Raw genomic sequence first — 15365 nt, forward strand, 5'->3', positions numbered from 1 at the left:
TAAATAGCGCCTTACTAGCGAGACGCCGCTCATAGGCGTTTTTTTTTACGCTCTTTTTTAGAGAGGATTCTCTTCTTGAAGAGAAGGAGTGGCAAAGAAGGAGGTCGTTTGAGATGGCGAAGAAAGTAGGCCTTGCTTGTGATATTTGCGGTGCCCGCGACTACACGACGATGAAAAAAGAGGATGTCAGCATCCGCTTGGAACTGAAGAAGTTCTGTCGCCGTTGTAACGCGCATACGATTCATAAAGAAGCGAAATAAGGCTTCATCTATCCCCATTTACTACATCCTGGAGGGAAAGTACGATGAAATTTTTGCGTGACGTATGGAATGAACTGAAAAAGACGAGCTGGCCGAAACGAAAAGAACTGACGAAGTATACACTGACTGTAATCGGTATGGTCATTTTTATGGGTGTCTTCATCTTCGGTATCGATTCAGGGCTCAGCGCATTCATGAGTTGGTTGATTAAGTAAAAAGAAGAGGTGACGTACCATGGATAAGCAGTGGTTTGTTGTCCAAACGTACTCTGGATTCGAAAATAACGTCAAGGCAAATCTTGAGCGTCGGATTGAATCCATGAACATGGACGAGAAAATCTTCCGTGTACTCGTTCCAATCGAAACGGTACAGGAAGAAGTAACAAACAAAAAAGGTGAAACGAAAATCAAGGAACGTGAAATCAAGATTTTCCCGGGGTATGTCCTCGTGGAGATGGTCATGACGGATGATTCTTGGTATGTCGTCCGTAACACACCGAACGTCACGGGATTCCTCGGTTCGGTCGGCGGCGGTTCAAAACCGACACCACTTCTTCCAGAAGAAGCGGAAAACATTCTCGGATCAATGGGACTTGTTGACATGAAGAGTCGTTATGACTTTACAATGGGACAAATCGTACGGATCAAAGAAGGTGTCTTTGCGAACCTGGAAGGTACGATCGAAGAACTTGAAACAGAAACAGAGAAAATGAAGGTTTCTGTCGATATGTTCGGTCGTGAAACGAAAGTAGAGCTCGATTTCTCACAAGTTGAGAAAATAGATTAAGTTTCCTATTGCGAAACTTTTATTTTAATGGTACAATTTTTCCTGTTTGATGTTGTGCTTATTTCGATAAATTACTCGTCGAATAGAATGAGTGGGAGGACGCGCAACGTCCAATTAAACCACATTAAAGAATTAAGGAGGTGTGTCTCGTGGCGAAGAAGGTTATGAAACTAGTTAAACTTCAAATTCCTGCGGGCAAAGCAAACCCAGCTCCACCAGTTGGACCGGCACTCGGTCAAGCAGGTGTGAACATCATGGGCTTCTGTAAAGAGTTCAACGCTCGTACACAAGACCAAGCCGGCTTGATTATTCCTGTAGTCATCACGGTTTTTGAAGATCGTTCATTTACGTTTATTACTAAAACTCCACCAGCAGCAGTTCTCTTGAAGAAAGCAGCTGGAATCGAGAGCGGTTCAGGCGAGCCTAACCGTAAGAAAGTAGCGACTGTCAAACGTGACAAAGTTCGCGAAATCGCTGAAACGAAAATGCCAGACCTCAACGCAGCATCTGTTGAAACAGCGATGTTGATGGTTGAAGGTACTGCACGTTCTATGGGTATCGTAATCGAAGACTGAGTCTTTTGATTGCAATGAACAACGATGAGGGTCGCAGGCGGATAGTTACTTGAAGCCTTGCTACCCTTTCATTATGTGGGAGGATTTTCCGCACAACCACAAAGGAGGAACCTAAAATGGGTAAGAAGTATAAAGAAGCTGCTAAACTTATCGATCGTACGGTTTCATACGAACTCGCTGAAGCGGTAGACTTAACTAAAAAGTCTGCAACTGCGAAATTCGATGAAACAATCGAACTTGCTGTTCGTCTCGGAGTCGATCCGAAGAAAGCAGATCAACAAATCCGTGGAGCAGTCGTATTGCCACACGGTACTGGTAAAACACAAAAAGTTCTCGTCTTTGCTAAAGGTGAGAAATTAAAAGAAGCGGAAGCTGCTGGAGCAGACTTCGCTGGTGATTCTGAGTACATCACTAAAATCCAACAAGGATGGTTCGACTTCGATGTTATCGTTGCGACACCTGACATGATGGGTGAAGTTGGTAAACTCGGCCGTGTTCTCGGACCTAAAGGCCTCATGCCTAACCCGAAAACAGGAACAGTTACATTTGACGTCACGAAAGCAATCAACGATATCAAAGCTGGTAAAGTTGAGTACCGTGTCGACAAATCTGGTAACATCCACGTTCCAGTCGGTAAAAAATCATTTGATGACGCTAAATTGGTTGAGAACATCAACACAGTCATCGAAACTCTCGTTAAAGTTAAGCCTGCTACTGCTAAAGGTATCTACCTTAAAAACATCGCGATCGCTTCAACAATGGGTCCTGGTGTAAAAGTATCTTCAGCTGACTTTGCGAAATAATTTCGTCTAAAACGAACTTGACAACGTTCTAAGAACGCTGTTACAGTATAAAACGTTGATATATTCGACATACCGTAGACAGAAGGTGCTCATCGATTGAGCATAAACCCTTCCGAGGTGTTCTTGCTCAGAGAGCCTGTTTGTTCAGGTATCCTTTTTGACGATTACGCCTCCTCTGCCTTGCAGACGGAGGCTTTTTATTTGAAATCGAGCAGCCCCTCGCGCCGGTACATTCCATTTACCAGGAGGTGCAACAGAAATGGCAAACGAAAAAGTTATCGCTGTCAAAGCGGATCTCGTAACTGAGATCGCTGAGAAAATGCAAGCGAGCGCTGGAACAATCGTCGTCGACTACCGTGGTCTCACAGTAGACGAAGTAACAGAACTTCGTAAACAACTCCGCGAAGCGGGTGTTGAATTCAAAGTTTACAAAAACGGTCTCCTCCGCCGTGCTGCAGTTCAAAGCAATCTTGAGGGTCTTGACGAAGTCTTTACAGGTCCTACTGCGATCGCCTTCAGCAATGAAGACGTTATCGCTCCAGCTAAGATCTTAAACAACTTCTCGAAAGACCACAAAGCTCTTGAGCTTAAAGGTGGTATCATCGAAGGCAAAGTCACTTCAGTAGAAGATGTCAAAGCCCTTGCGGAACTTCCATCACGCGAAGGTCTCCTTTCGATGCTTCTCAGCGTGCTTCAAGCGCCAATCCGTGGTCTTGCGGTGGCAACGAACGCAATTGCAGAGCAAAAAGAAGAACAATCTGCTTAATGTCCGCTTAGCGGGATAGGCAAACACACAATTTTTCACACCCCAACGTGGGTTAAATCAAAGGAGGAAAACCATAATGGCTTTCAACAAAGAGCAATTTATCGAAGACCTCAAGGGCATGACTGTTCTTGAACTTAACGAACTCGTAAAAACAATCGAAGAAGAATTCGGCGTATCAGCAGCAGCTCCAGTAGCAGCAGCAGGTGCAGGCGCAGCAGCAGCTGAAGAGCAAACTGAATTCGACGTAATCCTTACTAGCGCAGGTTCTGGTAAAATCAACGTCATCAAAGCAGTTCGCGAATTGACAGGCCTCGGTCTTAAAGAAGCGAAAGCACTCGTTGACGGAACTCCGGCTCCAGTTAAAGAAGGCGTTTCGAAAGAAGACGCTGACGCAATCAAAGCTAAGCTTGAAGAAGCTGGCGCAAGCGTAGAAGTTAAGTAATTTTCTTCTTCACTTAAAACAAAAGAAGCTCGCTTTGCGGGCTTCTTTTGTTTTCAACTTTAATATAGAGAGGGGAAGGAAACATGGCAGATCATTATTACACAAATGATCCCTCCTCGAAACGGGATCCAAAGTCGTGGGAATTCGTCTTACGTGGTGAAACGTTCCGCTTCACTTCGGATCATGGAGTGTTTTCAAAAGGCGGCGTGGATTTCGGTTCGCGTTTACTGATTGAAGCCTTTGTGGAGCCGGATGTACCGGGAGCAATTTTGGATGTCGGGTGCGGATATGGTCCGATGGGCATTTCGCTTGCGAAAACAACCGGACGAGAAGCCGTTTTAGTAGATGTAAACGAGCGGGCTCTTGAGCTTGCGGCTGACAATGCACGTGCGAATGGTGTTTCCGTGACGACCGGTGTAAGTGACGGATATGCTGGCGTGGCTGAACAGACGTTTGCAGCGATCGTGACGAATCCACCGATTCGGGCGGGGAAGCCGGTTGTTCACCGGATTTTGCGGGAAGCGTATGATCATCTTGAAGTGGGCGGTGCCTTATGGGTCGTCATTCAAAAGAAACAAGGTGGTCCATCAGCGAAGAAGTTGATGGAAGAAGTGTTTGGTTCATGTGAGACGGTTACCCGCGATAAAGGGTATTCGATATTTAAATCAATTCGGTCTTGACAAATCGAGTGATTTGTCGTTGACCTTGTCTAATGTCTATGATAGTATTATAAAATGCCATTGGAGTGATTTTTGGATAAGCAGTTTGAAGCAGCTGGCGTTCTCGACTACAGATGATTGAGTAGACAAGACGTCGCTTTTTTGCGCTTATCGGTCAAAAAATGGCTTCAATGTTCGATATTACACCCGTCCTTCTCAAGAAGAAGAACTGGGTCTGAGAGGTGAATCAGTTGACTGGTCAACTTGTTCAGTACGGTCGTCACCGTCAGAGAAGAAGCTATGCACGTATCAGCGAAGTTTTAGAACTTCCAAACCTTATTGAGATTCAAACGAATTCATACGAATGGTTCCTACGGGAAGGTCTTCGTGAGATGTTTCATGATATCTCGCCGATTTCCGACTTCACAGGAAATCTCGTATTAGAATTCATCGACTACTCGCTCGGAGAGCCGAAGTATTCGATTGATGAATCAAAAGAGCGCGATGTGACCTATTCGGCACCACTACGCGTAAAAGTCCGTCTTCAAAACAAAGAGACGGGTGAATTGAAGGAACAAGAAGTCTTTATGGGTGACTTCCCGCTTATGACGGAGTCGGGAACATTCATTATTAATGGTGCGGAACGAGTTATCGTTTCCCAGCTTGTTCGTTCGCCAAGTGTGTATTACAACAATAAGTTAGATAAAAACGGTAAACGTGGATTTTCGGCAACGGTCATCCCGAACCGTGGAGCATGGCTCGAACTTGAGACAGATGCGAAGGATATCGTATACGTCCGAATCGACCGCACGCGTAAGATTCCAGTAACGGTTCTTTTACGTGCTCTTGGTTTCGGTACGGATCAGGAAATCATCGATCTCCTTGGAGATGATGAGTACCTCCGTAACTCCCTTGAAAAAGATAATACAGAAACAACGGAAAAAGCCCTCATTGAAATTTATGAGCGTCTGCGTCCGGGAGAGCCACCGACTGTCGAAAATGCGAAAGCACTTCTCGTGTCACGGTTCTTTGACCCGAAACGTTATGATTTGGCAAACGTTGGTCGTTATAAAATCAACAAAAAACTTCATCTGAAGAATCGTCTGTTCGGGCAGAAACTTGCGGAAACGCTTGTCGATCCGGAAACAGGGGAAGTGATCGCAGAAGAAGGAACGGTTCTTGACCGTCGCATGCTCGACAAAGTCTTGCCATTCCTTGAAGGATCTGTCGGTTACATCGAAGCGACGCCAACTGGCGGCGTAACGCAAGGCGAAGCCTTCAACTTACAGTCGATCAAGGTGTTCGCACCGGACGATGCTGAAGGTGAACGCATCATCAATATCATCGGTAACGGTAACATCGATCGTGACATCAAGCACATCACGCCTGCTGACATGATTGCTGCCATCAACTATTTCTTCAACTTGTTGCATGAAGTAGGAACGACAGACGATATCGACCACCTCGGTAACCGTCGTCTCCGTTCAGTCGGTGAATTGCTCCAAAACCAGTTCCGGATCGGGCTTTCCCGTATGGAACGTGTCGTCAAGGAGCGGATGTCGATTCAAGACCAGAATGCGATCACGCCACAGGCATTGATCAACATTCGTCCTGTTATCGCATCGATTAAAGAGTTCTTCGGTAGCTCGCAGTTATCACAGTTCATGGACCAAACGAACCCGCTTGCGGAATTGACGCACAAACGTCGTCTATCTGCACTTGGACCCGGTGGTCTCACACGTGAGCGTGCCGGCTTTGAAGTCCGAGATGTTCACTACTCGCATTATTCCCGTATGTGTCCGATTGAAACGCCTGAGGGTCCAAACATCGGGCTGATCAACTCACTGTCTTCGTTCGCGAAAGTCAATGAGTATGGTTTCATCGAAGCGCCATACCGTCGTGTCGATCCGGAAACGGGTGTCGTCACGAATGAAATTCACTACATGACGGCCGACGAAGAGGATCTCTACGTTGTCGCACAGGCAAACATGTTGTTGACGGAAGAGAAGACGTTCCAAGATACACACGTCTTGTCACGTTTCCGCGGACAAAACTTGTCTGTCGAACCAGCTCGTGTCGACTACATGGACGTTTCACCGAAACAGGTTGTTTCGGCAGCGACGGCATGTATCCCGTTCTTAGAGAACGATGACTCGAACCGTGCCCTCATGGGAGCGAACATGCAACGTCAGGCCGTACCTCTTCTTGATCCGGAATCACCGATTGTCGGTACCGGAATGGAGTACGTGTCTGCAAAAGACTCAGGTGCTGCTGTTGTTGCAAAACATTCAGGTATCGCTGAGCGTGTAACGGCCCGTGAAATCCTTGTCCGTCGTACGACGGAAGTCGATGGTAACATCGTTCAGGGAGAACTTGACCGTTACAAAATCCAGAAATTCATCCGTTCTAACCAAGGAACGTGCTATAACCAAAAACCAATCATCAAAGTAGGCGATCCTGTCGATAAAGGCGAGATCCTTGCAGATGGTCCATCGATGGACGGTGGGGAACTTGCGCTTGGTCGTAACGTACTCGTCGGTTTCATGACATGGGATGGTTACAACTACGAGGATGCTGTCATCATGAGCGAACGTCTCGTGAAAGACGACGTCTACACGTCGATCCACATTGAAGAATATGAGTGTGAATCACGTGATACAAAACTCGGACCGGAAGAGATCACGCGTGATATTCCAAACGTCGGTGACGACGCCCTGAAAAACCTCGACGACCGCGGAATCATCCGTGTCGGTGCTGAAGTTAAAGACGGGGATATCCTGGTCGGTAAAGTTACACCTAAGGGCGTAACGGAATTGACAGCTGAAGAACGCCTGCTTCATGCAATCTTCGGTGAAAAAGCACGTGAAGTTCGTGATACGTCACTTCGTGTTCCACACGGCGGAGACGGAATCATCCTTGACGTGAAAATCTTCGATCGTGATAACGGCGACGAACTGTCACCTGGTGTCAACCAGTTGATCCGTGCGTACATCGTTCAGAAGCGTAAGATTCACGAAGGAGATAAAATGGCGGGACGTCACGGTAACAAAGGTGTTATCTCACGTATCCTGCCTGAAGAAGACATGCCGTACATGCCAGACGGCACACCAATCGACATCATGTTGAATCCACTTGGTGTACCATCACGGATGAACATCGGGCAGTTGCTCGAACTTCACCTTGGTATGGCTGCACGCCAACTCGGAATCAAAGTTGCATCGCCGGTATTCGATGGTGCACGTGAGGAAGATGTTTGGGCAACGATTGAAGAGGCCGGTATGGACCGCGACGCTAAAACGATCCTTTATGATGGACGTTCTGGTGAAGCCTTCGATAACCGCATCTCGGTTGGTGTCATGTATATGATCAAACTCGCCCACATGGTCGATGATAAACTTCACGCACGTTCGACGGGTCCTTACTCGCTCGTTACGCAGCAGCCGCTCGGTGGTAAAGCCCAGTTCGGTGGACAGCGTTTCGGTGAGATGGAAGTATGGGCACTGGAAGCATACGGTGCCGCTTATACGCTCCAAGAGATCCTGACAATCAAGTCCGATGATACAATCGGTCGTGTTAAAGCATATGAAGCGATCGTTAAAGGCGAAAATGTACCACAACCGGGCGTGCCGGAATCGTTCCGAGTCCTCATTAAAGAGCTTCAATCCCTTGGTATGGATGTTAAGATGATGTCTGCCGAAGATGAAGAGATCGAAATGAAAGACGACGACGACGACAACATCCCGAACGCGACTCCAGCACTCGAAGAAGTTCAAGCGCCTGTCGCACCAGTTGTTACTGAAGAGGAATAAGCGAAAGGGAGGTCCACCCCTTGGTAGATGTTAATAGATTTGAATATATGAAAATCGGCCTCGCTTCCCCTGAAAAGATCCGTTCGTGGTCTTTCGGGGAAGTGAAGAAGCCGGAAACGATCAACTATCGTACGCTCAAGCCAGAGAAAGACGGCTTGTTCTGTGAACGGATTTTTGGTCCAACAAAAGACTGGGAATGTTACTGCGGGAAATACAAACGGATTCGTTATAAAGGAATCATTTGTGACCGTTGTGGTGTTGAAGTAACCAAGTCGAAAGTCCGTCGTGAGCGCATGGGTCACATTGAACTTGCAGCACCGGTTTCGCACATCTGGTACTTTAAAGGAATCCCAAGTCGTATGGGTCTCGTCCTTGATATGTCACCGCGTGCACTCGAAGAGATCATTTACTTCGCGTCGTACGTCGTAACGGATCCGGGCGAATCGACACTCGAGAAGAAACAACTTCTTTCAGAAAAAGAGTACCGCGCCTATCGCGAGAAATTCGGTAGTTCGTTTACCGCTGAAATGGGTGCGGAAGCAGTTCGTAAATTGCTCCGTGACGTTGAACTCGAAAAAGAAGTAGCCGGCTTACGTGAAGATCTTCGAATGATTCAAGGACAACGTCGTACACGTGCGATTAAACGTCTTGAAGTCCTCGATGCTTTCCGCAACTCAGGCAACAATCCGGAGTGGATGGTTCTTGAAGTATTACCGGTCATCCCGCCGGAACTCCGTCCGATGGTCCAGCTTGATGGTGGACGTTTCGCGACATCTGACTTAAACGACTTATACCGTCGTGTCATCAACCGTAACAACCGTCTCAAGCGTCTTCTTGACCTTGGCGCTCCGAACATCATCGTTCAGAATGAAAAACGGATGTTGCAAGAAGCGGTCGATGCCTTGATCGATAACGGTCGTCGCGGTCGTCCGGTTACTGGACCGGGTAACCGTCCATTAAAATCTCTTTCACACATGCTGAAAGGGAAACAAGGACGTTTCCGTCAAAACTTACTCGGTAAACGAGTCGACTATTCTGGTCGTTCGGTTATCGTCGTTGGTCCAAACCTGAAGATGTATCAATGTGGCCTTCCGAAAGAAATGGCCCTTGAACTCTTCAAACCGTTTGTCATGAAAGAGCTTGTCTCACGTGGCATCGCACCAAACATCAAGAGTGCAAAACGGAAAATCGAACGTGTTCAACCTGAAATTTGGGACGTCTTAGAAGAAGTCATCCGTGAGCATCCGGTTCTCTTGAACCGTGCCCCGACACTTCACCGTCTCGGTATCCAGGCGTTCGAACCGACACTCGTCGAAGGTCGCGCGATTCGTCTGCACCCACTCGTATGTACGGCTTACAACGCCGATTTCGATGGTGACCAAATGGCGGTTCACGTACCACTTTCAGCAGAAGCCCAAGCAGAAGCCCGTCTTCTCATGCTCGCTGCACAAAACATCTTGAACCCGAAAGACGGTAAGCCTGTTGTTACACCATCGCAGGATATGGTCCTCGGTAACTACTACCTGACGCTTGAGCGTGAAAACGCGATCGGCGAAGGGAAAACATTCTCGACGGTGAACGAAGCATTGATTGCCTACCAAAACGGGTATGTCCACTTCCACACACGTGTTGCGATTCCGGCCGGCGTTCTGAAGAACCCGACATTCACTGAAGCGCAAAACGAGAAGTTACTGGTTACGACGGTCGGTAAGTTGATCTTCAACGAGATCCTCCCAACGACGTTCCCATACTTGAATGAACCATCGATGAACAATCTGCAGGAAGCAACGCCTGATCAGTACTTCCTTGAAAAAGGAACGGATATCACGGCTGAAATTAAGAGCCGTCCGATCATCGAACCATTCAAAAAAGGATTCCTCGGAAATGTCATCGCAGAAGTCTTCAAGCGTTTTGAAACGACTGAGACGAGCCGCATGCTTGACCGAATGAAAAACCTTGGTTTCAAACACTCGACACGTGCGGGTATTACGGTTGGTATCGCTGATATCATCGTACTTCCGGATAAACAGGAAATCCTGGTCGAGGCACAAGATAATGTTGACCGCGTTATGAAATCGTATCGCCGTGGTCTCATCACAGAAGAAGAGCGCTATGAGCGTGTCGTTAAATCGTGGAATGACGCGAAGGATGAAATTCAGTCTCGTCTGATGAAATCCCTCAACCGTTTGAACCCGATCTTCATGATGAGTGACTCTGGTGCCCGTGGTAACGCATCAAACTTTACGCAGCTTGCAGGGATGCGTGGACTCATGGCCGCTCCAAGTGGACGGATCATCGAGCTCCCGATCAAATCTTCGTTCCGTGAGGGTCTGACGGTTCAGGAATACTTCATCTCGACGCACGGTGCCCGTAAAGGTCTTGCCGATACAGCCTTGAAGACTGCCGATTCAGGTTACCTGACTCGTCGTCTCGTTGACGTCGCGCAAGATGTTATCATTCGCGAAGATGATTGTGGAACGGATCGTGGTATCCGTGTTACAGCACTCCGCGAAGGAACGGAAGAAATCGAAAACCTCTACGACCGACTCGTTGGCCGTACGGCGTTCGAAAAAGTTGTTCACCCGGAAACAGGAGCAGTCCTCGTTTCAACAAACGAACTCATCGACGAAGATATCGCGCGTGCCATCACGGACGCAGGCATCGACAATGTTGAGATTCGTACAGCCTTCACTTGTAATACAAGTCATGGTGTCTGTAAGAAATGTTACGGACGTAACCTTGCGACTGGTAACGACGTCGAAGTCGGCGAAGCAGTCGGAATCATCGCGGCACAATCAATCGGTGAGCCAGGAACGCAGCTTACAATGCGTACCTTCCACACAGGTGGGGTTGCCGGAGACGATATCACACAAGGTCTCCCGCGTATCCAGGAATTGTTCGAGGCCCGTAACCCGAAAGGTCAAGCGGTCATCTCGGAAATCGACGGACAAGTCATCGACTTTACGGAGTCGCGTGATAAGCGTGAGTTGACGATTCAAGGTCTGAGCGAAACACGGACATACACGATTCCTTTCGGATCACGTCTTCGTGTTCAACTCGGTGAAGAAGTTGTAGCCGGACAAGTGTTCACAGAGGGTTCAATCGACCCGAAAGAACTCTTGAACGTCAAAGGTGTATCAGGCGTACAGAACTATCTTCTTCAAGAAGTTCAAAAAGTATACCGGATGCAAGGGGTTGAGATCGGTGACAAGCACGTCGAGGTCATGGTACGTCAGATGATCCGTCGCGTTCGCGTCATCGAGTCTGGTGAGACATCACTCTTACCAGGTTCGCTAGTCGATATCAGCACATTTAAAGAAGCATGTAAAGAAGCGCTCCGTGCCGGTAAAGCACTCGCTTCGGCTAAACCAGTTCTCCTCGGTATCACTAAAGCGTCGCTTGAGACGGATTCGTTCCTATCAGCTGCTTCGTTCCAGGAAACTACTCGTGTCCTTACGGATGCGGCAATTAAAGGGAAGAGCGACTACCTTCGCGGCTTGAAAGAGAACGTTATTATCGGTAAACTTGTTCCAGCTGGTACAGGAATGACACGTTACCGTCAAATCGGTCTCGAGATTGCAGGCGAAGCACCTGTAGAAGCAGATTCTCCTGTAGAATAAAACGCCTTGACACGCCGGTATGGCGGTGCTACTATGATATAGTGTTGCCAACCGGCTGTGTTATTTTGGAGGATATCTTCATGTCTTACAAAAAAGTAGTCGGCGCAGATTTGAAGTTTGTCGGTCAAAAGCAAACGCTCAAAGCATTGCGATCTGGCAAGGCGTCGGAAGTGATCATCGCAGATGACGCAGATGAACACGTAAAGCAAGCATTGCTCGATGCGGCGAAACAAGCAAACGTTCCAGTCGTGAACGTTCCTTCTAAGCTTGAGCTTGGTAAGGCTTGTGGAATCGACGTTGCAGCAACTGCTGTTGCTATTAAGAAAGTTTGATAATACGTTTTGTGTGGCGATGGAATGCCTGAGCCACGCAAAACGTTTCATTATGACTTTCGATGAACCACCCGGCTCGGTGGTTTTGAAACTTGTCATGAATTCAGGAAGGGAGGATCTCAAAGATGCCTACTATCAACCAATTAGTCCGTAAAGGACGTCAATCAAAAGTTGTGAAATCAGATTCGCCAGCGCTGAACAAAGGGTACAACAGCTTTATCAAAGCTCGTACTGACATCAGCTCACCACAAAAACGTGGTGTTTGTACTCGTGTAGGTACAATGACTCCGAAGAAACCGAACTCGGCTCTTCGTAAGTACGCACGTGTACGTTTAACGAACACAATGGAAGTAACAGCTTACATCCCAGGTATCGGCCACAACTTGCAAGAACACAGTGTTGTTCTTATTCGCGGCGGTCGTGTAAAAGACTTACCAGGGGTACGTTACCACATCGTTCGTGGTGCACTCGATACAGCTGGAGTTGACGGCCGTATGCAAGGTCGTTCGAAATATGGTACTAAACGTCCAAAAGCAGCAAAAAAATAATCTAGATATCAGAAGATATCACCTCACTATATGAAAGGAGGGACTCGGAATGCCACGTAAAGGTCAAGTAGAACGCCGTGATGTAATGGCTGATCCGATCTACAACTCTAAACTCGTTACCCGCCTTATCAACCGTCTTATGTTAGATGGTAAAAAAGGTACTGCTCAACAAATCTTATACAAAGCTTTTGAAGCTATCGCTGAACGTTCAGGTCGCGATGCAATGGAAGTTTTTGAAGAGGCGATGAACAACATCATGCCAGTTCTTGAAGTTAAAGCACGCCGTGTAGGTGGAGCTAACTATCAAGTTCCTGTCGAAGTCCGCCCTGAGCGCCGTACGACACTTGCACTTCGTTACCTCGTGAACTACTCACGTCTCCGTAACGAAAAAACAATGGATGCTCGTCTTGCTAACGAAATCATGGACGCTGCAAACAACACTGGTGCTTCAGTTAAGAAGCGCGAAGATATGCACAAAATGGCGGAAGCGAACAAAGCGTTTGCTCACTACCGCTGGTAAATCCGGAATCAACCACCTCATCTATGCCATTTTGTATGGAAATATGAGGTGGCTTTCGGGTATAGTCATGACGTGTGGCAACACACGGACACTAAACTAAAATGCGAAAGGAGAATGTTTAAAGATGGCAAGAGAATTCTCCCTTAAGAACACCCGTAATATCGGAATCATGGCCCACATCGATGCTGGTAAAACAACAACGACTGAGCGTATCCTCTATTATACGGGTCGTATCCACAAGATTGGTGAAACGCACGAAGGTGCTTCACAGATGGACTGGATGGAGCAAGAGCAAGAACGTGGAATCACGATTACATCTGCAGCAACAACTGCACAATGGAAAGGTAACCGCGTAAACATCATCGATACACCTGGACACGTAGACTTCACTGTTGAAGTTGAACGTTCACTCCGTGTACTTGATGGTGCGGTAGCAGTACTTGATGCTCAGTCTGGTGTTGAGCCACAAACTGAGACAGTATGGCGCCAAGCTACAACTTACGGCGTACCACGTATCGTTTTCGTTAACAAAATGGATAAAATCGGTGCAGACTTCCTGTACTCGGTTGGAACGCTTCGCGACCGCCTTCAAGCTAACGCACACGCAATCCAAATCCCGATCGGCGCAGAAGATGAATTCAAAGGAATCATCGACCTCGTTGAAAAGAAAACATACATGTACGGTAACGACCTCGGTACTGATATCGAAGAAACTGACGGTTTCCCTGCAGAATTCGCAGAAGAAGCTGAAGAACTTCGTGCATCATTAATCGAAGCAGTTGCAGATTACGAAGAAGAAATGATGATGAAATACCTCGAGGGCGAGGAAATCACAATTGAAGAGCTTAAAGCGGGTATCCGTAAAGCGACTCTTACAGTAGATTTCTACCCAGTTCTCGTTGGTTCGGCATTCAAGAACAAAGGTGTTCAGCTTATGCTTGACGCAGTTCTTGATTACCTCCCATCACCAGTCGACGTAAAAGCAATCACAGGGATTAACATGGATACAGAAGAAGAGATCATTCGTGAGTCAACTGACGAAGCGCCATTCTCTGCACTTGCATTCAAAGTTATGACTGACCCGTATGTTGGTAAATTGACGTTCTTCCGTGTGTACTCTGGTACAGCTTCGGCAGGATCTTACGTCAAGAACTCAACAAAAGGGAAACGTGAGCGTCTTGGACGTATCCTTCAAATGCACGCGAACAGCCGTGAGGAGATCCCAATGGTCTTCGCTGGTGACATCGCAGCAGCTGTAGGTCTTAAAGATACTACTACTGGAGATACGCTTTGTGCAGAGAAAGACAACGTCGTTCTCGAATCAATGACATTCCCAGAACCAGTTATCTCGGTCGCAATCGAACCAAAAACGAAAGCTGACCAAGATAAAATGGGTCAAGCACTCGCTAAGCTTGCTGAAGAGGATCCAACATTCCGCACGGAAACAAACCCAGAGACTGGTCAAACGATCATCTCAGGTATGGGTGAGCTTCACCTCGACATCATCGTTGACCGTATGCGTCGCGAATTTAAAGTCGAAGCAAATGTTGGTGCTCCACAAGTAGCTTACCGTGAAACGATTCGCCAAGCGGCGAAAATCGATTCTAAGTTTGCTCGTCAATCAGGTGGTCGTGGTCAGTATGGTCACGTCGTCGTAGAATTCGAGCCAAACGAAGAAGGTGCTGGCTTTGAGTTCAACAACAAAATCGTCGGTGGTGTTGTTCCACGTGAATACATCCCAGCGGTTGAACACGGAATCGAAGAAGCGCTTCAAAACGGTATCCTTGCTGGTTATCCAGTAGTTGACGTTAAAGCGGCACTCGTTTTCGGATCGTACCACGATGTCGACTCAAACGAGATGGCATTTAAAATCGCGGCTTCAATGGCCGTCAAACAACTTAAAGATAAGAGCGGCGCTGTTATCCTTGAGCCAATGATGAAAGTTGAAATCGTTATCCCAGATGAATACATGGGAGACATCATGGGTGATGTTACATCACGCCGTGGACGCGTTGAAGGTATGGAAGCTCGCGGGAACGCTCAAGTCGTTCGTTCGATGATTCCACTTTCAGAGATGTTCGGTTACGCTACTGGTCTTCGTTCACGCACACAAGGTCGCGGAACGTACTCGATGCACTTCGATCACTATGAAGAAGTACCGAAATCAGTTGCTGAAGAAATCATCAAAAAAGCAAACGGCTAATCCTTCACAGGTTGTCACGCTTTTATGATTAGTGTAAGCTAA

General features: G+C 47.3%; 14 protein-coding genes and 1 other annotated feature. All 14 genes read left to right on the forward strand.

Going from position 1 to position 15365, the window contains the following annotated elements; translation table 11 throughout:
* The first annotated feature begins 113 nt into the window (after positions 1 to 113).
* The 14 genes from rpmG (at position 114) to fusA (ending at position 15323) form a co-directional block, all read left to right on the forward strand.
* On the forward strand, positions 114 to 260 hold the full coding sequence (rpmG, locus tag AC3IRK_RS00595) for a 50S ribosomal protein L33 (RefSeq protein WP_012368993.1): 147 nt from the start codon (positions 114 to 116) through the stop codon (positions 258 to 260).
* Between the two features lie 44 nt (positions 261 to 304).
* Entirely contained in the window at positions 305 to 475 is a 171-nt protein-coding gene (gene secE / locus AC3IRK_RS00600) for a preprotein translocase subunit SecE (protein ID WP_014969138.1), read from the forward strand.
* A 19-nt stretch (positions 476 to 494) separates the two neighbouring features.
* Positions 495 to 1046, forward strand: a complete 552-nt coding sequence (nusG, locus tag AC3IRK_RS00605) for a transcription termination/antitermination protein NusG (RefSeq protein WP_026826909.1) — start codon at positions 495 to 497, stop codon at positions 1044 to 1046.
* 149 nt (positions 1047 to 1195) lie between these two features.
* On the forward strand, positions 1196 to 1621 hold the full coding sequence (gene rplK / locus AC3IRK_RS00610; RefSeq protein WP_012368996.1) for a 50S ribosomal protein L11: 426 nt from the start codon (positions 1196 to 1198) through the stop codon (positions 1619 to 1621).
* 116 nt (positions 1622 to 1737) lie between these two features.
* Positions 1738 to 2424 carry a 50S ribosomal protein L1 gene (gene rplA / locus AC3IRK_RS00615; RefSeq protein ID WP_034769418.1) on the forward strand — a complete coding sequence of 229 codons (687 nt, stop codon included), beginning with the start codon at positions 1738 to 1740 and terminating at the stop codon, positions 2422 to 2424.
* Positions 2425 to 2478: 54 nt separating this feature from the next.
* Positions 2479 to 2633, forward strand: a sequence feature (ribosomal protein L10 leader region).
* Positions 2634 to 2683: 50 nt separating this feature from the next.
* A complete protein-coding gene (gene rplJ / locus AC3IRK_RS00620; RefSeq protein ID WP_131504434.1) occupies positions 2684 to 3190 on the forward strand; it encodes a 50S ribosomal protein L10 in 507 nt (168 codons plus the stop codon).
* A 76-nt stretch (positions 3191 to 3266) separates the two neighbouring features.
* Positions 3267 to 3632 (forward strand): 50S ribosomal protein L7/L12, encoded by a 366-nt coding sequence (gene rplL / locus AC3IRK_RS00625; RefSeq protein WP_012368999.1) that lies wholly within the window; start codon positions 3267 to 3269, stop codon positions 3630 to 3632.
* Positions 3633 to 3715: 83 nt separating this feature from the next.
* On the forward strand, positions 3716 to 4312 hold the full coding sequence (locus AC3IRK_RS00630) for a class I SAM-dependent methyltransferase (RefSeq protein ID WP_131504435.1): 597 nt from the start codon (positions 3716 to 3718) through the stop codon (positions 4310 to 4312).
* Positions 4313 to 4542: 230 nt separating this feature from the next.
* Positions 4543 to 8100, forward strand: coding sequence for a DNA-directed RNA polymerase subunit beta (gene rpoB / locus AC3IRK_RS00635; protein WP_131504436.1), 3558 nt, complete (start codon positions 4543 to 4545; stop codon positions 8098 to 8100).
* A gap of 20 nt (positions 8101 to 8120) precedes the next feature.
* Positions 8121 to 11720, forward strand: coding sequence for a DNA-directed RNA polymerase subunit beta' (gene rpoC, locus AC3IRK_RS00640; protein WP_489170250.1), 3600 nt, complete (start codon positions 8121 to 8123; stop codon positions 11718 to 11720).
* An 80-nt stretch (positions 11721 to 11800) separates the two neighbouring features.
* The gene (locus AC3IRK_RS00645) at positions 11801 to 12052 is read left to right on the forward strand and encodes a ribosomal L7Ae/L30e/S12e/Gadd45 family protein (protein WP_012369003.1); all 252 of its coding nucleotides are present in this window, start codon (positions 11801 to 11803) and stop codon (positions 12050 to 12052) included.
* A gap of 125 nt (positions 12053 to 12177) precedes the next feature.
* Positions 12178 to 12600 carry a 30S ribosomal protein S12 gene (gene rpsL / locus AC3IRK_RS00650; protein WP_012369004.1) on the forward strand — a complete coding sequence of 141 codons (423 nt, stop codon included), beginning with the start codon at positions 12178 to 12180 and terminating at the stop codon, positions 12598 to 12600.
* A 49-nt stretch (positions 12601 to 12649) separates the two neighbouring features.
* Positions 12650 to 13120 carry a 30S ribosomal protein S7 gene (gene rpsG, locus AC3IRK_RS00655; protein ID WP_012369005.1) on the forward strand — a complete coding sequence of 157 codons (471 nt, stop codon included), beginning with the start codon at positions 12650 to 12652 and terminating at the stop codon, positions 13118 to 13120.
* A gap of 124 nt (positions 13121 to 13244) precedes the next feature.
* Entirely contained in the window at positions 13245 to 15323 is a 2079-nt protein-coding gene (gene fusA / locus AC3IRK_RS00660) for an elongation factor G (protein ID WP_114597366.1), read from the forward strand.
* Positions 15324 to 15365: the final 42 nt, after the last annotated feature.

The sequence above is a fragment of the Exiguobacterium sp. GL_137 genome, from assembly GCF_057834585.1.